Origin of the sequence: Nocardioides sp. REDSEA-S30_B4 (assembly GCF_001627265.1) — a bacterium.
GTDB lineage: Bacteria > Actinomycetota > Actinomycetes > Propionibacteriales > Nocardioidaceae > Nocardioides.
The window spans coordinates 1-16623 of the sequence record NZ_LUPI01000082.1 but is presented as its reverse complement, the minus strand read 5'-3'; the positions used below and the strand labels follow the sequence as shown (position 1 = coordinate 16623).

Annotated in this window: 19 protein-coding genes; 7 read left to right on the top strand and 12 right to left on the bottom strand. The window is 74.0% G+C overall.

The genetic code is table 11. The annotated features are described in order from the left end of the window. Nucleotide 1 precedes the first annotated feature (1 nt). The 5 genes from A6R01_RS15230 to A6R01_RS15210 all read left to right on the top strand — a co-directional run bounded on the left by A6R01_RS15230 (nt 2) and on the right by A6R01_RS15210 (nt 2580). A complete protein-coding gene (locus A6R01_RS15230) occupies nt 2-217 on the top strand; it encodes a hypothetical protein (RefSeq protein ID WP_292607581.1) in 216 nt (71 codons plus the stop codon). Between the two features lie 9 nt (nt 218-226). Next, nucleotides 227-1108, top strand: coding sequence for a DNA-formamidopyrimidine glycosylase family protein (locus tag A6R01_RS15225; protein ID WP_292607578.1), 882 nt, complete (start codon nt 227-229; stop codon nt 1106-1108). A 201-nt stretch (nt 1109-1309) separates the two neighbouring features. Next, nucleotides 1310-1552, top strand: coding sequence for a hypothetical protein (locus A6R01_RS15220; RefSeq protein ID WP_292607576.1), 243 nt, complete (start codon nt 1310-1312; stop codon nt 1550-1552). Between the two features lie 55 nt (nt 1553-1607). Then, nucleotides 1608-1937 carry a rhodanese-like domain-containing protein gene (locus tag A6R01_RS15215; RefSeq protein ID WP_292607573.1) on the top strand — a complete coding sequence of 110 codons (330 nt, stop codon included), beginning with the start codon at nt 1608-1610 and terminating at the stop codon, nt 1935-1937. 4 nt (nt 1938-1941) lie between these two features. Then, complete coding sequence (locus A6R01_RS15210; protein ID WP_292607570.1) at nt 1942-2580, top strand: DUF305 domain-containing protein; 639 nt, start codon at nt 1942-1944, stop codon at nt 2578-2580. A gap of 10 nt (nt 2581-2590) precedes the next feature. Here A6R01_RS15210 and A6R01_RS15205 read toward each other — a convergent pair whose 3' ends face one another. Continuing rightward, nucleotides 2591-3064: a hypothetical protein gene (locus A6R01_RS15205; RefSeq protein WP_292607567.1), complete on the bottom strand. Its 474-nt coding sequence runs from the start codon at nt 3062-3064 to the stop codon at nt 2591-2593. Between the two features lie 133 nt (nt 3065-3197). Then, complete coding sequence (gene aat, locus A6R01_RS15200; protein ID WP_292607564.1) at nt 3198-3878, bottom strand: leucyl/phenylalanyl-tRNA--protein transferase; 681 nt, start codon at nt 3876-3878, stop codon at nt 3198-3200. Nucleotides 3879-4008: 130 nt separating this feature from the next. Between aat and A6R01_RS15195 the strand changes: the two genes are divergently transcribed. Further along, nucleotides 4009-4701, top strand: coding sequence for an EcsC family protein (locus A6R01_RS15195; RefSeq protein ID WP_292607561.1), 693 nt, complete (start codon nt 4009-4011; stop codon nt 4699-4701). Here the strand turns inward: A6R01_RS15195 and A6R01_RS15190 are convergent. The 9 genes from A6R01_RS15190 to A6R01_RS15150 form a co-directional block, all read right to left on the bottom strand. Then, a complete protein-coding gene (locus A6R01_RS15190; protein ID WP_292607559.1) occupies nt 4662-5876 on the bottom strand; it encodes a hypothetical protein in 1215 nt (404 codons plus the stop codon). The two genes, A6R01_RS15195 and A6R01_RS15190, sit on opposite strands and share 40 nt — an antisense overlap. Next, nucleotides 5873-7090 carry a hypothetical protein gene (locus tag A6R01_RS15185; protein ID WP_292607556.1) on the bottom strand — a complete coding sequence of 406 codons (1218 nt, stop codon included), beginning with the start codon at nt 7088-7090 and terminating at the stop codon, nt 5873-5875. The genes A6R01_RS15190 and A6R01_RS15185 overlap by 4 nt, the downstream gene beginning before the upstream one ends. After that, nucleotides 7087-8184: a hypothetical protein gene (locus A6R01_RS15180; RefSeq protein WP_292607553.1), complete on the bottom strand. Its 1098-nt coding sequence runs from the start codon at nt 8182-8184 to the stop codon at nt 7087-7089. The genes A6R01_RS15185 and A6R01_RS15180 overlap by 4 nt, the downstream gene beginning before the upstream one ends. Next, entirely contained in the window at nt 8181-9137 is a 957-nt protein-coding gene (locus A6R01_RS15175; protein ID WP_292607551.1) for a hydroxymethylglutaryl-CoA lyase, read from the bottom strand. Before A6R01_RS15175 ends, A6R01_RS15180 begins: the two co-directional genes overlap by 4 nt. Next, nucleotides 9134-9457 (bottom strand): HepT-like ribonuclease domain-containing protein, encoded by a 324-nt coding sequence (locus A6R01_RS15170; RefSeq protein WP_292607549.1) that lies wholly within the window; start codon nt 9455-9457, stop codon nt 9134-9136. The genes A6R01_RS15175 and A6R01_RS15170 overlap by 4 nt, the downstream gene beginning before the upstream one ends. Then, complete coding sequence (locus A6R01_RS15165; protein ID WP_292607546.1) at nt 9454-9774, bottom strand: nucleotidyltransferase domain-containing protein; 321 nt, start codon at nt 9772-9774, stop codon at nt 9454-9456. Before A6R01_RS15165 ends, A6R01_RS15170 begins: the two co-directional genes overlap by 4 nt. 53 nt (nt 9775-9827) lie before the next feature. Then, nucleotides 9828-11666 (bottom strand): biotin carboxylase N-terminal domain-containing protein, encoded by a 1839-nt coding sequence (locus A6R01_RS15160; RefSeq protein WP_292607544.1) that lies wholly within the window; start codon nt 11664-11666, stop codon nt 9828-9830. A 1-nt stretch (nt 11667) separates the two neighbouring features. Then, nucleotides 11668-13209 (bottom strand): carboxyl transferase domain-containing protein, encoded by a 1542-nt coding sequence (locus A6R01_RS15155; RefSeq protein WP_366925116.1) that lies wholly within the window; start codon nt 13207-13209, stop codon nt 11668-11670. A 71-nt stretch (nt 13210-13280) separates the two neighbouring features. After that, complete coding sequence (locus tag A6R01_RS15150; protein ID WP_292607538.1) at nt 13281-14639, bottom strand: glycosyl hydrolase; 1359 nt, start codon at nt 14637-14639, stop codon at nt 13281-13283. Between the two features lie 131 nt (nt 14640-14770). On the opposite strand from A6R01_RS15150, the gene A6R01_RS15145 reads away from it, so the two are divergent. After that, nucleotides 14771-15349 carry a TetR/AcrR family transcriptional regulator gene (locus tag A6R01_RS15145; RefSeq protein ID WP_292607535.1) on the top strand — a complete coding sequence of 193 codons (579 nt, stop codon included), beginning with the start codon at nt 14771-14773 and terminating at the stop codon, nt 15347-15349. A 40-nt stretch (nt 15350-15389) separates the two neighbouring features. Here A6R01_RS15145 and A6R01_RS15140 read toward each other — a convergent pair. Continuing rightward, the coding region (locus tag A6R01_RS15140) for a protein adenylyltransferase SelO family protein (protein WP_292607532.1) at nt 15390-16623 on the bottom strand (1234 nt) is incomplete at its 5' end.

Sequence of the window (16623 nt, the reverse complement as noted above, 5' to 3'; positions counted from 1 at the left end):
CATGGACCCCCTGATCGCCGCCTGGTGGCTCGCCCTGCTCGTCACGCTCGCGACCCTGCCGGTGGGGCTGTGGCGCACCCTGTCCTACCGCTCCGGCTCCATCGACCACACCCCGACCATGCGCACGGTCGCGATCTTCGCGATGACGCTCGGGCTGACCGCGCTGGCGGTGTACCTCGTCCTGACGGTCGTGCTCATGGTGCGCGCCGCGACCTAGGATGGTGCCGTGCCCGAGCTGCCTGAGGTGGAGGCGCTGGCCCTCGACCTGGGCGGCCGGCTGGACGGCCGCGCGATCGTGACGGTCCACGTGCCGCAGTTCAGTGCGCTGAAGACTTATCGCCCGCCGATCTCCGCGCTGGAGGGGACGCTGGTCGACCGGGTCGGGCGCTTCGGGAAGTTCCTCGACATCGAGGCCTCCGGCACCCACCTGGTGCTCCACCTCGCCCGCGCGGGCTGGGTGCGGTGGCGCGACGAGGTCCCGGCGATCCCGCCGAAGCCGAGCCCGAAGTCTACGCTCGCGCTGCGCATCGTGCTCGACGACGACGGCAGCGGCACCTCCCCCGGCCTCGACGTCACCGAGGCCGGCACCCGCAAGAGCCTGGCGGCGTACGTCGTGCGCGACCCGATGGACGTGCCGGGCATCGCCTCGCTCGGGCCCGACCCGCTCACCGACGACTTCACCGAGGAGGCCCTCGGCGAGATCCTCCAGCGGGAGGGCCGCAAGCAGCTCAAGGGCGTGCTGCGCCACCAGGGCACCATCGCCGGCATCGGCAACGCCTACTCCGACGAGATCCTGCACGCGGCGCGGATGTCGCCGTTCAAGCCCGCCGGCACGCTGGAGCCCGAGGAGCTGACGACGTTGTACGCCGCGCTCCGCTCGACCCTCGGCGCGGCCGTCGACCGGTCCCGCGGGCTCGCGGCCAGCGAGCTCAAGGGCGAGAAGAAGTCGAACCTCGCCGTCCACGGCCGCACCGGCCAGGCCTGCCCGGTCTGCGGCGACACCGTGCGCGAGGTGTCCTTCGCCGACTCGAGCCTGCAGTACTGCCCGACCTGCCAGACCGGCGGCAAGCCGCTCGCCGACCGGCGGATGTCGCGGCTGCTGAAGTAGGGGTCGGTCGGGCAGCCGGAAGGTTCGACTGATGTCAGTCCAACCTTGCACGGTGCGGTCGAAGGTTCGACCGCACACCCGAAGGTCTGACTGACATCAGTCAGACCTTCCCGGTCGGGCGATGCTCAGCCGCCCGCGCAGGACGTTCACCACCACCCCGGCCCGGGTAGTCTGCGGAGCACGCCAACCCCTGGAGTCAACATGCTCAGCACGCCCGTGGTCGTCGCCGTCCTGGCCGTCGTCGCACTGCTGGGACTCGTGGTCGGCATCGACCTGGCCTACTCCTTCGTCCAGCAGCGCCGGCTGCGGCGCGGGCAGGGCGCCGGAGGCATCTCCAGCTCCGGCAAGGTGACCCACCGCGGGATCACCTCCTCCTTCGCGTCGTTCGCGGCGCGCACCGTCGGCGGCGCCGGGAACGCCCCGGAGAAGGACCAGCGCCGCTGACCTACGGCCTCGCGGCCCGGGAACCCGGCTGCGTCATCCCCGACCTGAGGAACCCATGATCCCCACCACACGCGTCGACCTGCTGCCGGCCGACCTCCCCGAGGACGTCACCGTCCTCGACGTCCGTGAGCCCGAGGAGTGGGCTGCGGGCCACATCGAGGGGGCGCTGCACGTCCCCCTCAACCTGCTGCCCGAGCGCGTCCACGAGGTGCCCGAGGGCCGTGTCCTCGTGGTCTGCAAGGTGGGCGGGCGCTCCGCGCAGGCCGCGATGTGGCTGGGTCAGCAGGGCCACGAGACCATCAACCTCGACGGCGGCATGCTCGACTGGGCGTCGGCCGGACGTCCCATGGTCTCCGAGACCGCCGCCGAGCCCACGGTCATCTAGAGACGTGCGCGCACTCCTGGTCGCGACGGCCCTGCCGTTGCTGCTCCTCGCGTCCCTCACCGCGTGCGGTGACGACGACGCGGCCCGGCCCGCCCTCTCCGACACCGAGCACACCGCCCAGGACGTGGCCTTCGCCGGCGAGATGCTGCAACACCACGCGCAGGCCCTGGCGATGGTCGACCTGACGCTGGGGCGCGACCTCGACCCCGAGCTGCTCGCGCTGGCCGAGCAGATCCGCGACGCACAGGCACCCGAGATCGAGCAGCTCAGCGACTGGCTGGTCTCCTGGGACGAGCCGGTGCCCGCCACGGTGCGCGACCACAGCCTGGCCGGGCACGGCGACCGGTCCCCCTCCGAGGCGATGTCCGAGCTGGAGGAGTCCCACGGCGACGGTCACGACGGCGGCCACGGCTCGATGCCCGGCATGCTCACCTCGGCTGAGCTGGCCTCCTTGGAGGATGCCGACGACGAGGCCTTCGGCACGCTGTGGCTGGAGCTGATGATCGCCCACCACGAGGGGGCGGTGGAGATGGCGCAGGCCCAGCAGGCCACCGGCACGTTCCGCCCGGCGGTGGAGCTGGCCGAGGAGATCGAGGCGTCCCAGGCCGCGGAGATCGAGACGATGCGCGGCCTGCTGGGCTGAGCCCGCCGGGTCACTCCTGGGGCGTCTCGCTCTCCGGGGTCTGGGAGTCCTGGCCGGCGCCGCCGGCGCAGGTGGTCGTGGCGTAGCTGACCATCGCGTCCACGTCGGCCTGCTCGGCCTTGCTCAGCCCCGGGTCCTCCATCGACTCCAGGTCCTTCGCGGTGGCGTCCTCGTCGACCTGGTCCAGCACGTCGAGGTAGACCTCGAACCCGGCCTGCGCGTCCTCGCCGGCGCCCTCGGGCAGTCCCGCCTCCTCGAGGCTGTCGTGCAGCGCGGCCACGTCCTCGCCGTCCTGGACCGAGGCGGTGGCCATCAGCGCGGTGCAGAAGTCGTCGCCCTCGGCGACCACGCTCGAGCCGCCCTCCTGCGCGGAGGCGTCACCCTGCGCCCCGGCGTCGGAGGAGTCGTCGGACCCGCAGGCGGTCAACGACAGGCCGACGGCCAGCGCGAGGGGGGTCAGGCGGGCGAGGGGGGAGAGCTTCACGAACAGACCTTTCGTCGGTGCCGGTCACGACCCCCGCCATGCACCGCGGGGGCCGGCCGCCGACGATGACAGGTCTTCCCAAGAGCGCACTGAGGGGTCGTTCAGGCTCCGCTCAGGGGCACGCGGCAGGCGATCAGCCGCGGTCGAACGCCACCGGCAGCGGCAGCTCGGTCGCCCGCCGCAGCCTGGCGAGGTACGCCGCACGGTCGATCTCGACGACCCCCAGCGAGGCCAGGTGGTCGGTCCGCCACTGCACGTCCAGCACCCGGTCCGCGGCGTGCTCGTCGCGCAGCATCCCGACCAGCGCCACGAGACAGGCCTTGGAGGCGTCGGTCACCCGGTGGAACATCGACTCGCCCGCGAACAGCCCGCCGATCGCCACGCCGTACAGGCCCCCCACGAGCCGGTCGTCCTGCCAGGCCTCCACCGAGTGCGCCCACCCCAGGCGGTGCAGCTCGCAGTAGGCGGCGCGGATGTCGCGGTCGATCCAGCCCTGCGGGCGCCGCGGGTCCGCGCAGGCGGCGATCACCTCGTCGAAGGCGGTGTCGACCCGGATCTCCAGATCGCGCATGGAGCGGCGCAACGACCGGGACACGTGCAGCCCGTCGAGCGGCAGCACTCCGCGGTGCACCGGGCAGAACCAGTACATCGGGTCGCCGGGGTGCCCCGACGGCATCGGGAACAGGCCGTGTCGGTAGGCCGCGAGCAGGGTGCCGGGCTCGAGGTCGGCGCCGATGCCCACGAGGTCGTCGAGCGCGTCGTAGCCCTGGGGGTCGCCGAACGACCAGGCCGAGGGCGGGGGCTCGAGGGGCACTGCGGGCACGCTACGCGGGACGCGCCCCGTCCGGCACACCCCGGGCAGGTGGTCCGGACGTCCGTACGATCGTGCTGGACGTCCACCGATCCCTGGACCCCTGGACATCGCACTCGTGAGGAGCGTTCCGTTGAGCAGGAGCCGCAGCGTCGCCACCATGGTCGGCCGTCGCCTCGCCCCGAAGGTCGCCGGCGCGGCGCCGGGCCTGACCGAGACCTTCGTCCGTGAGGCGCTGGACCGCGCCATCCACGGCGTCGGGCCCCTCCCGGGCGCCGCCGCGGCGGCCGAGGCGCAGCTGCGCGAGCAGGACGGCGACGTCGACCGCGCGGTGCACGAGGTGATCGAGAACCACGTCAGGTACGCCGGGGCGCAGGGGTTCCTCACCAACATCGGCGGCGTGGTGACCGCCGCCGTCGCCATCCCGGCCAACATCACCGGCCTCGCGCTGGTCCAGTGCCGGATGATCGCCGGCATCGCGCACCTGCGCGGCTACGACCTCGAGGACCCCCGGGTGCGCAACGCGGTGCTGGCCTGTCTCCTCGGTGGCGACCGGGTCGACGAGATGCTGCGCCGCGGCACGCTCCCCGCTCCCCCGATGGCGCTGGCCACGGCACCGGTCGCCGACCCGGCGCTGGACCGGCGCATCGCCACCGAGGTCGGCTCCGACATCATCGCGCGGATGACCGGCAAGCGGCTGGCCGTCGTCGTCGGGCGACGCGTGCCCGTCGTCGGTGGCGTCGTGGGCATGGGCGCCGACGGCTACGCCACGTGGAGGATCGGGCGCTACGCCGACCGCGAGCTCCTGCCACGCGCCAACCGGTAGACCCGGTGCAGCCCACGGCCCACGGCCGTGCGGCGGACGCCGCGCAGGACCTTCTCGCGCACGCGGTACGACGGGCGCAGGAAGCTCCTGTCCAGGGCGACCCGGGCCTCGTGGAGCTCGTGACGCAGGCGCTCCTCCTCCGCGCGCATCCGGGCGTTCTCGACCAGCAGCGCGCGGATCGCCTCGACGGCCGCACCGGACACCTGCGACTCGCGGGGTGAGTCCGGGTCGGCCCAGTGCTCCGGCGGCGGACCCGGCTCGAGGTCGGCGAGGTCCCCGACGACGTCGTACCCGCGTCGGCGGACCTCGTCGCTCCACCGCTGCCCCAGGTCGCGGGCCCACTCGTGCAGGTCGGGCGGCAGGGCCAGCCGCGGGGTGCGGGTGCGTCGCGAGAGCGTCTGGTGGGCGAGCAGCTCGCGGACCAGCGGGCGGTAGTCGGGCGGGTCGAGCACCGGGTTGACGGCCTTGTTGATGCGCCGCACCAGGGCGGTCTCGGGGACGCCGAGCGAGGGGTTGGCGCGCTCGGCCTCGAGCTCGAGGTCGAGCCCGTCGAGTCCGAAGACGCTGCTGAACCGCTTCCACAGCAGGTCCGGGGCGCCGCCGGGCGGCGGGACCGTGACGAGGTGGATGTTCTCCGGCGGGAGCTCGTGGCCCCACCGGTCGAGGATGTCGGGGATCTCCTGGACGCCCCAGAACCAGGTCGCGATGCGTCCCTTGCGCTCGGGGTCGCGCAGCTGGGCGAGGAACTCCTCGTAGGTGATCGTGCTGCGGTGCTTGACGTTCTCCTGCCACTCCGCGGGGATCTGGCGCACCAGGTCGCGCACCGAGAGCACCAGGTGGACCTCGGTGCCGTCGTCGGGGGCCAGCGACTGCATCGCCCGGCCGACCTGGCTGCGGGAGGCGGTCGCGAGGATCTCGTGGCTGATGATCGAGGTGCCGGGGTGCCGGCGCACCTGCTCGGCGAGCGCGTCCCAGCGGCCGATCGCCTCGGCCTGCAGCCCGCCCCACGGCAGCGCCATCAGGTCCAGCGCGGCCAGGAAGTGCGCGTCGAAGCGGTCGGCGGGGTAGAGCAGTCCGTGGTGGCGCAGGCGATCGCGGTTGCGGAACAGCACGTCCTGCAGGTGGGAGGTGCCGGTCTTGGGGGTGCCGACGTGCAGCAGGACCCGCGCGCTCACGTGCCTGCCTCCTGCGGTCCGGTGCGGTCCTGCGCACCGGTCGGTGCGAGGAGCAGGTCCACGGCCAGGGCCAGCACCCGCTCGTCCGCCGCCTCGCCGGAGAGGGTCTCACCGGAGGCGGCCAGGGCGCGCGGGCGGCTCACCAGGCCGTCCACCTCGCCCAGGACAGGGTAGTCACCCGCGCGCACGGCGTCCCGCATCCGGACCGATCGGCGGTGGATCCACCGGTGGTGCTCGGGCGGCACGGCCAGCGGGGCGCCTGGGTGACCCGGGTGCCCGACCAGGCGCGGCAGCAGCCGCTCGCGCAGGATCCGGCGGCCGACGTCGGGGGTCACGCGCAGGCCGAGCGCCTTCGCGACCAGGCGCGCGAGCTCGGCGGCCTCCGCCGACACCGCCGGCCGCGGCGTGAGGCGGGGGACGCCGAGCACCGCCGGGAGCTGCGTCTCGTCGAGCACGATGCGCACCCGTTCGCGCCCCACCCGCTCGGACCACGTGGCGGCGACCAGCGCGGGGTCGGCGCCCCGGGCGATCCGACGGGAGCCGGCCAGCGCGTCCAGCCACGGCCCCCACGCCGGCACCGCGACGCCGGTCGAGAAGCACCGATCGGTCCACAGGTCGCCCAGCATGGTGGCGAGGTCGTCGGCCACCACGAGCACGAGGGCACCGCGGCCCCCGGGCGGACGGCCGCGCGCGATGAGGTCGCGGCGCAGGGCGTCGGCGCGCCAGGGGTCGCCGACCAGCTTGTACTTCGTCCGCCACGGGCGCAGCCACGGGCCGCGACCGCTGCGCTTCATCCGCCGGGCGGCATCCCCGAGGAGCCGGCCGAGGTCGTCGGGGCGGTCGTGCCGTTCGTCGGGATCGCCCTCGGCGGCGAGGTCCTCGGCGAGGAGCAGCGCCGCCACGCGCAGCAGCTCCTCGGCCGGCAGGTCGGCGGGGTCCACGGGCGGCGGCCCGAAGTCGGAGGCGGGACGGGCGCCCACGAGCTCGAGGTCGGGGCGCCCCCGGCCGGCGGCACTGGCGGCCAGGACCCGCTCGACCAGGGCGTCCGGCACGGCTGCTCGCTGGTTGACCCGGCGCAGCAGCTCCAGCTGCTGGGCGCCGGGGAGGACCGGCGGCGTGGGGCCGTCGACGGTGCCGGTCCACTCCGCCCACGGCGTCGTGCCGCCCTCCCGCAGGTGGGCGACCCACGCGGCGGCCCGGGCCGGGCCGGTCACGACTCGCGCAGGCGGCGTACGCCGGTGCGCAACCGCTGCGCGAGCTGCTGCTCGGGGTCCTCGCGGCGCGCCGCCTCCTGCGTCATCACCGTGAGCGCGTCGAGGGCGGCGGCGAGCTGGGCCTTGGAGGTGACCTTGTCGGGGTTGACGTAGTCGCGGCGGCGGGTCGGCAGGGGGTGCAGGTCGTCCAGGTCGCCGATGACGTCGACCCCGCTCTGCTCGATCCACTCGACCCAGCGCGCCGACTCCGCCTCGGCCCACTCGTGCATGCCCGGGGGGAGCAGCAGCTTGGCGCTGTCGCGACCGGCCAGCTCCTGCTCGGCGAGCAGGCCGCGCACGAGGTCGTCGTAGGTCGCGTCACGCCGGACCTTGCGACCCAGGCGCTTGTTGAGGCGGCGGATCAGCGCCGCCTCGGCGACGCCGAGCGAGGGGTTCGTGCGGCGCGACTCCTCCGGCACCCAGGCGGGGTCGATGTCGACCGCGCGGCAGAAGCGGTGCCACAGCTCGTCGGGGCCGGCGGTGCCGGACTGCGGGACGGTGACGACGTGGACGTTCTCCGGCGGCAGCCCGGCCGACCACGTGCTGAGCACGGCGGGCACGTCGAAGGCGCGGTAGAACCACGGCCTGCCGCTGCGGGTCTTGCGCAGGAAGGTGCGGTAGGTCCACTTGCGGCCCTGCTTGATGCTCTCCTGCCAGGCAGCGGGGAGCTGGCGGGCCAGGTCGCGCACGCCGTAGACGACGTGGAGGTCGTCGCCGGCACCGAGCTCGGCCTTCGCGCGCGCCACGGCCTGCGCCGGCGCGGGGGCGAGGATCTCGTGGCTGACGATCACGGTGCCGCGGGTACGGCGGACCCGGCGGACCAGCGCGTCCCAGCTGCCCTCGGCATGGCCCTGCTCGCCGCCCCAGTCCTGGCCGAGGAGGTCCAGCGCGGCCCGGAAGTGGAACATCCCGGGGCTCACCAGCGGCGAGCGCGAGGGGAAGTGGACACCGTGCTGGGCCAGCGTCTTGGCGTTGCGGCTCAGTCGGTCCTGCACGTAGGTGGTGCCGGTCTTCGGCGCACCGATGTGCAGGTAGACCCGACGCTGGGATGTCACGAGGTGGATTGTGCCAGCGCCCGGACCACGGCGGAGGGGCTGGGGCGCCCGAGCTGCTGCGCCATCCAGGCACTGGTGGCCACGAGCGCCTCGAGGTCGACCCCGTGGTCGATGCCGAGACCGTCGAGCAGCCACACGAGGTCCTCGGTCGCGAGGTTGCCGGTCGCGCTCTGGGCGTACGGGCAGCCCCCGAGCCCACCGGCGCTCGCGTCGTACGTCGTCACGCCGGCGCGCAGGCCGGCCTGCACGTTGGAGAGGGCCTGGCCGTAGGTGTCGTGGAAGTGCAGCGCGAGCCGGTCGACGCCGGTGCCCGCCGCGGTGAACGCCTCCACGAGCGCGGTGACGTGGCCCGCGGTGCCGACGCCGATCGTGTCGCCGAGGCTGAGCTCGCCGACGCCCATCTCGAGCAGCCGCTGCCCGACCGTCACGACCTGCTGGGGCTCGACCGGGCCCTCCCAGGGGTCGCCGAAGCACATCGACACGTAGCCGCGGACGTCCATCCCCGCCGCCAGCGCGCGCTCGATGGTCGGGGCGAACATCTCGAGCTGGGAGTCCAGCGTGCGGTTGAGGTTCTTGGCCGCGAAGGTCTCGGTGGCGCTGGCGAAGACGGCGACGTGGCGCAGGCCGAGCTCGAGCGCGCGGTCGAGGCCGCGCTCGTTGGGCACCAGCACGGGGCAGTCGCGCGCTGCTTCGCCGATCGAGTCGCCCAGCGCAGTCATCAGGTCGGCCGCGTCGGCGAGCTGCGGCACCCAGCGCGGGTGGACGAAGCTGGTCGCCTCGACGACGGGGAGCCCGGCGGCCAGCAGCCGCCGCACGAACTCCTCCTTGACCTCAAGCGGCACGATCTCCTGCTCGTTCTGCAGGCCGTCGCGCGGGCCGACCTCGTAGATCCGCACGCGCCCGGGCATCCCCGGCGCGGGCACGGGGGTGGCGCGGGTGATGACGCCGGTCATGGGGACCCTTCCACTCGCTGGACCAGGACCACCAGCTGGTGGTCCACGATGTCGCGAATCATCTCCGGGTCCACGCGGAAGTACTCGTGGACCACGACGTTCCTCAGCCCCGCGATCGACGCCCACGGCACCTCGGGACGCGCCGACTTCAGCTCCTCGGGCAGCGCCTTGACCGCCTCGCCGATGACCGCGAGGTTGCGCAGGATCGCGTCGTAGGCCATCGACCCGAGCTGTTCGGAGTCCAGGTGGTCCCGGTACGCCAGGCACCGCGCCACGGCCGCGTCGATGTCCTCGCAGCGCTGATCAGGCGTGCGGGTCACACGGCCACCGCGTCCGCCGAAGCCGTCCTGCTCACGTCGTCGCGCAGCAGGCTCGCGCTCACGACGTCCACCCGACACCCCAGCAACTCGCTCAGCTCCTCCCCCAGGCCGGCGACACGAAGGAGCTCGTTCCCTCGTCCCGGCACCAGGTCGACGAGCAGGTCCAGGTCGCTGTCGTCGCGCGCGTCACCACGCGCCACGGAGCCGAACAGGCGTGGGTTGGTGGCACCGTAGGCATCCAACAGGGCAGCGACACGATCGGTCTGCGAGCTGAGCGCGGCCCGCAACCGCAAGGCGGCTGCCGTCGGTGTGCTCATGTCTCCAGCGTAGCCACCGACGTCACTCGTGCCGGCCGCTCCGACCACCGACCTCACTCGCTTCCCGTTGGTTCCACGTGGAACAGCACGTGCCCCAGCGGCACCTGCCGCCCCACGGTCGCGTCGACGACGGTCACGGTACCGGCGTACGGCGCCTTGAGCGCGAGCTCCATCTTCATCGCCTCCAGCACGCCGAGCACCTGCCCCTCCACCACGGTGCCACCCGCCTCGACGCGGACGTCGAGGACGGTGCCGGGCATGGGCGCGACGAGGTCGCCGGTGTGCTCGTCGGCGTGGTCGCCGGCCAGGTCGCCGCGCTCGAAGCGGAAGCGCTGGCCGCGCAGCACGACCTCGACCGAGGCGGGGGTGACGTGGGCGGCCGGGTCCAGCCGCGGGCGGCGGCCGAGCACGACGTCCTCGTCGAGCGGCACCACGACCGGCGCGGGGGGCGCGCCGAGGCGGAAGCCGTCGGAGGCGAAGGGCCCGTCGGTCTCGGACTCGGCGAGGTGGACGGCCCAGGCGGCGAGCTGCCGCGCCTCGTCCGTGCTCGGGGCAGGCACCTCGGTGACGACGTCGACGCGGTCGAGCCAGGCGGTGTCGAGACCGCCCTCGTGCCCGACGTCGCGGAACGCCGCGTGGTCGGCGAGCGCGCGCAGGAAGCCGGTGTTGGTGGTCAGCCCGAGCACCACGGTGTCGTCGAGCGCGGCCACCAGGCGACGCCGGGCGTCCTCGCGGTCGGTGCCGCCGGCGACGACCTTGCCCAGCATCGGGTCGTACGCCGTCGAGACCTGCTGCCCGCTGACCAGCGAGTGGTCCACGCGGACCCGGTCGCCGGCCGGCCAGCGCACCTCGCCGGCGCGCCCGGCCTGCGGGAGGAAGCCGCCGAAGGAGTCCTCGGCGTAGACCCGCGCCTCGATGGCGTGCCCCTCGAGCGTGACGTCGGCCTGGTCGATGCCCAGCGGCTCGCCGGTCGCGACCCGCAGCTGCAGCTCGACGAGGTCGACCCGCTGCCCGCGGACCCGCACGACCTCCTCGGTGACCGGGTGCTCGACCTGGAGGCGGGTGTTCATCTCCAGGAAGTAGAACTCGCCGGTCGCGTTGTCCAGCAGGAACTCCACGGTGCCCGCACCGGTGTAGCCGCACTGCGCGGCCAGCGCCACGGCCGCGCCGGTGATGGCTGCACGCTGCTCCTCGGTGATCGCGGGGGCAGGCGCCTCCTCCAGCACCTTCTGGTGCCGGCGCTGGGTCGAGCAGTCGCGCTCGAAGAGGTGCACCACGTGGCCGTGGGTGTCGCCCATGACCTGCACCTCGACGTGGCGGCCGGACTCGACGTACTTCTCCACCAGGATCGTGTCGTCGCCGAACGCCGAACGCGCCTCGCGCTGCGCCGCGGCGAACCCCTCGGCGTAGTCGGCGGCGCTGCGCACCACGCGCATGCCCTTGCCGCCGCCGCCGGCCGCGGCCTTGACCAGCACCGGGTAGGCGAAGCCCGCGGGGTCGTCGTCGAGGTCGTAGGACGGCACGACCGGTACGCCGGCGGCGACCGCGACCGCGCGGGCGGCGTCCTTGCGGCCCATCGCGTCCATCACCTCGGCCTCGGGCCCGACCAGGGTGATGCCGGCCTCGGCGAGCGCACGGGCGAACGGGGCCCGCTCGGAGAGGAAGCCGTAACCGGGGTGGACGTAGCCGGCGCCGCTCTCGCGGGCGGCGGCCACCACCTCGTCGACGTCGAGGTAGGACTCCACGCGCACCGCGTCGTCGGCCTCGCGCACGTGCAGCGCCCCGGCGTCGAGGTCGGAGTGGATCGCGACGGTCCGCCAGCCCAGGCGGCGGGCGGTGCGGGTCACGCGGCGGGCGATCTCGCCGCGGTTGGCGATGAGGAGGGTGTTCACGTCACATCCTGAAAATGCCGTAGTTCGGATCCGCGACAGGTGCGTTGGCCGCGGCCGAGAGCGCCATGCCGAGGACCCGGCGGGTGTCGGCGGGATCGATGATCCCGTCGTCCCACAGCCGCGCGGAGGCGTAGTAGGGCGAGCCCTGCTCCTCGTACTGCGCGCGGATGGGGGCCTTGAACTCCTCGTCGTCGGTACGGTTGGCCACGGTCGCGAGCACCGAGGCGGCCTGCTCGCCGCCCATCACCGAGATCCGCGCGTTGGGCCACATCCACAGGAACCGCGGGTCGTAGGCGCGACCGCACATGCCGTAGTTGCCGGCGCCGTACGAGCCGCCGATCACGACGGTGAACTTGGGGACCACCGAGCAGGCGACCGCGGTGACGAGTTTGGCGCCGTCGCGGGCGATGCCGTTGTTCTCGTACTCCCGGCCGACCATGAAGCCGGAGATGTTCTGCAGGAAGACCAGCGGGATGCCGCGCTGGTTGCACAGCTCGATGAAGTGCGCGCCCTTGAGCGCGGACTCGCTGAAGAGGATGCCGTTGTTGGCGATGATGCCGACGGGGTGGCCCCAGACGTGCGCGAACCCGCAGACCAGCGTCTCGCCGTACAACGCCTTGAACTCCTGCAGCCGCGAGCCGTCGACGATGCGGCGGATGACGTCGCGCACGTCGTAGGGGGTGCGGACGTCGGCGGGGACCACGTCGTAGATCGACTCGGGGTCCTCCAGCGGCTCCTCCGGCTCGCGGACCTGCCAGGGGCCCCTGTCGGTCGAGCTCGTCGAGACCGGTCGGGAGAAGGTGTCGACGATGCCGCGCACGATCGCCAGCGCGTGGGCGTCGTCCTCGGCGAGGTGGTCGACCACGCCGGAGCGGCGCGCGTGGACCTCGCCGCCGCCGAGCTCCTCGGCAGTGACGACCTCACCGGTCGCGGCCTTCACCAGCGGCGGGCCGCCGAGGAAGATCGTGCCCTGCTCCTTGACGATGACGGTCTCGTCGGACATCGCCGGGACGTAGGCGCCTCCGGCGGTGCACGAGCCCATCACCGAGGCGATCTGCGGGATGCCGCGGGCGCTCATGGTGGCCTGGTTGAAGAAGATCCGGCCGAAGTGCTCGCGGTCGGGGAACACCTCGTCCTGCATCGGCAGGAACGCGCCGCCGGAGTCGACGAGGTAGATGCACGGCAGGTTGTTCTCGGCCGCGATCGTCTGTGCGCGCAGGTGCTTCTTGACCGTCATGGGGTAGTAGGTGCCGCCCTTGACGGTGGCGTCGTTCGCCACGACGACGCACTCGCGACCGTGGATGCGACCGATGCCTCCGACGACCCCGGCGCTGGGCACCGGCGTCTCCCCCGGCGCGCCGTACATCCCGTACGCCGCCAGCGGGCTCAGCTCCAGGAACGGGCTGCCCGGGTCGAGCAACCGGTCGACCCGGTCGCGCGCGAGCAGCTTCCCGCGGTCGGTGTGCTTCTTCCTCGCGGCCTCGCTGCCGCCCTGCCGCACCGTCGCGAGGCGCTGGCGCAGCTCGTCGACGAGGTCGCGCATGTGGGTGCTCACCCCAGCAGGTTAGCGATCGTTAACCTGCGGCGCCACCGCCCGGCGGGGACGGCTCGGCCTCAGCCCGCGGCGCCCACCGGGCACAGTGCGTCGGGACAGGACTCGAGCCAGGCCTTCCCGCCCTTGAGGGAGGAGACCTGCTTGCGGCCGAAGGAGTCGTCGAACCACAGCAGCGCGTAGGCAGCGGGGAGCCCCTCGCGGGCCAGCGTCCGGGTGATGACCGACGGGTCCCACGTGCCGTCGGGCGAGTGGGCGGGCCCGACCTCGGTCAGCGCGGCGCGGGGCGCGGCGGCGACCAGCTCGGCGTACCCGGTCAGGTCGACCTCGTCGCGGGCCAGGTCGTCGGCGTCGCGGCCGCCGCAGTCGGGGGGCGGGGTCTCGCAGTCGTAGGTGTCCAGGCCGACCAGGTCCACGCGGTCGGGCAGCAGGGAGAGCGGCTCGTCGACACCCTCCCAGGTGCGGACGGCGGCACCGTAGGACCACAGCAGGTTGTGGACCCCGGCGTCGGCCGCCTGCTGCTGGAGGTCGGCGAAGAGCGCGCGGTAGGTGCTCGGGTCGGGACGGCCCCACCAGAACCAGCTGCCGCCGGCCTCGTGCAGCGGCCGCACCAGGACCGCGGCCCCCTGCTCCTGGAGACGGGCCAGGAGGTCGAGCACCGCGGCCCACTCCGCCTCGAAGCGCCGGGCCGGGGCGCTGTCCTCCTCCAGCAGCGCCTCGAGCCGGTCCGCTCCGGTGCGGTCGAAGGAGTCGCCGCCGCTGAACGGGTTGGGGGCGTGCCAGGAGGCGGTGAGGACCACGCCGTCGGCGGCCATCAGCGCGAGGTCCTCGGTCCAGTCGGTGCCGCGGCGGGCCGCGGCGACCAGCTCGTCGAGGTCGAACCCGACGACCGCGGGACGCTGCGGCTCCAGCCGCCACAGGGGCTCGTCCCAGGAGTCGCTGGAGATGTTGACCTGCTGGCCGACCGCGGTGACGCCGTCGGCCAGCCAGCGGTCGAGGGTCTCGGCGAGGCAGAGCGCCGAGGCGTCCGCGTCGGGGTCGACCGGCGCGGTGCGGGGCCGGCAGGTGCGCGCCGGCGCTGACGGGCTGGGGGCGCTGGGGGTCGGGTCGGCCGTGGTGGGTGGCGGGTCGACGGGCAGCGCACCCGGCGTGGAGGCAGGCGCGGTGTCACGGGGGTCCTCGGTGGCGGTGACGTCGTCGCGGCCGTCGGCGAACGCGCCGTGCGAAGGTCGCGGCAGCGCGCCGCGAGCGCCTGGTGTCCCCCGCCATGCCCCCATCATCCGCGACGGGTGGTGAGCCACGCACGGGTTCGACCCACAGCGGGACGCGCCCGGCACGTTGCGCAGCGGCCCGTCGAGGTGCAGCGTGCCGAAGCCGTGCACGGTCGAGCAGGACAGTACCTCGGCACCCGGCCGGCGCACCGGGTCCAGCCAGCCGACCTCGACGAGGTGGTCTCGCTGCCGGGCCGGCCCTTCGCCCGACAGGTGCAGGCGCGGGCCGAGGACGCCACCGACACTGACGGCGAGGAGTTAGCGGCCGCTAACCTGCCGGGGTGACCACGCGCCGCGAGCAGATCCTCGGCACCGCCGCCGAGCTGTTCGCCGCGCGCGGGTTCCACGGCGTCTCGGTCGCCGACCTCGGCGCGGCCTGCGGCATCTCCGGCCCGGCGCTCTACAAGCACTTCGCGTCCAAGGACGCGGTGCTCGCGGAGATGCTGGTCTCGATCAGCCGGTGGCTTCTCGACGGCGGCCGGGCGTGCGTCGGCGCGGCGGACTCGCCCGCGGCGGCGCTCGCGGCGCTGGTCGACCACCACGTCGGGTTCGCCCTCGAGCACCGGCCGCTCATCGTCGTCCAGGACCGCGACTGGTCCTCGCTCCCCGATCAGGCGCGCGAGGAGGTGCGAGCCACCCAGCGCGCGTACGTCGACGTGTGGGCCGACCAGCTCCGCGCCCTCCACCCCGACCTCTCCCTCGACGCCGCCCGCGCGATGGCGCACGCCGCCTTCGGGCTCATCAATTCCACGCCCCACTCCGGCCTGCTGCCCGACGCCGAGATGCGCCAGGTGCTCGCCTCGATGACGCTGGGGGCGTTGGGGTGCGGGCGGGGTAGTCCGGACGAGATCTCACCCTGACCTCGAGCTGAGGGTGAGATCTCGTGCGGAGTAACCCCGTTCAGGTCCCGCAGTAGGTCACGAACGGCCCGCCGGCCGGGTCGGGAAGCGCGTAGGTCGCCCACTCGGGGCGCTCGACGAAGGGGCGGGTGACCACCTCGAGCATCCGCTCGAACGGCGCGAGGTCGCCGGCGTCGGCGGCGTCGAGCGCGGCCTGGAGCAGGTGGTTGCGGGGGACGTACGCCGGGTTGACGGCGTCCATGGCGTCGGGGTCCGGCCCGAGGGCGCGCCAGCGGGTCGCCCAGTCGTCGTAGGCCGGCAGGTCGAGGACCAGGTCGCGGGCGGGGGTCCCCTGCTCGCCGCCGGTGCCCCGCAGCTCGCGGGCCAGGTCGCGGAAGAACCCGGTGTGGTCGACCCGGGCGGCCTGCATCAGCGTCAGCAGGTCGCCGACCAGCGCGGTGCGGACCTCGGGGTCCAGGCCGGTCGGCAGGCCCAGCTTGGCGGCCAGCCGGGCCGCGTACGCCTCGCCGTAGAGCGTCGGGAACGTCTCGAGCACGGCCACGCACCGCTCGACCGCCCCCTCCTGGTCGAGGCCGGCCTGCTCGACGACGAGCGGCAGGAGGGTCTCGGCCATCCGGGCGAGGTTCCACTGGGTGATCGCCGGCTGCTGGCCGAAGGCGTAGCGGCCGCCGGTGTCGATCGAGCTGAAGACCGCGGCCTGGTCGAACCCGTCGAGGAAGGCGCAGGGGCCGTAGTCGATGGTCTCGCCCGAGAGCGTGACGTTGTCGGTGTTCATCACCCCGTGCACGAAGCCGACCGACATCCACGAGGCGACCAGCTCGGCCTGCACGCGGGTGACCTCCTCGAGCAGCGCCAGCGCCGGGACGTCGGCGTCCAGGACGTGCGGGTGGTGGCGGGTCGCGGCGTGCTCGACGACGCGGCGCACCAGGCCGGCGCCGGGCTGCTGGTGGTCCAGCGCCACGGCGTACTGCAGGGTGCCGACGCGCAGGTGGCTCGACGCGACCCGGGCCAGCACCGCACCGGGGAGCGGCTGCTCGCGCTGGACGGCGCGGCCGGTGGCGACGACACCGAGCGAGCGGGTCGTGGGGACGCCGAGCGCGTGCATCGCCGCCGAGACGAGGTGCTCGCGGAGCATCGGGCCCACCACCGCCAAGCCGTCGCCACCGCGCGACCACGGGGTCCTGCCCGAGCCCTTGAGGTGGAGGTCGCGCAGGCGGCCCTCGCGATCGGTGAGCTCGCCGAGGAGGAGGGCGCGGCCGTCGCCGAGGCGGGGT

What these genes read in the sequence shown, in the direction of transcription:
- A6R01_RS15230 (WP_292607581.1), top strand. Translation starts at nt 2, where the DNA reads ATGGACCCCCTGATCGCCGCCTGGTGGCTCGCCCTGCTCGTCACGCTC.
- A6R01_RS15220 (WP_292607576.1), top strand. Translation starts at nt 1,310, where the DNA reads ATGCTCAGCACGCCCGTGGTCGTCGCCGTCCTGGCCGTCGTCGCACTG.
- A6R01_RS15215 (WP_292607573.1), top strand. Translation starts at nt 1,608, where the DNA reads ATGATCCCCACCACACGCGTCGACCTGCTGCCGGCCGACCTCCCCGAG.
- A6R01_RS15175 (WP_292607551.1), bottom strand. Translation starts at nt 9,137, where the DNA reads ATGACCGGCGTCATCACCCGCGCCACCCCCGTGCCCGCGCCGGGGATG.
- A6R01_RS15165 (WP_292607546.1), bottom strand. Translation starts at nt 9,774, where the DNA reads ATGAGCACACCGACGGCAGCCGCCTTGCGGTTGCGGGCCGCGCTCAGC.
- A6R01_RS15155 (WP_366925116.1), bottom strand. Translation starts at nt 13,209, where the DNA reads ATGCGCGACCTCGTCGACGAGCTGCGCCAGCGCCTCGCGACGGTGCGG.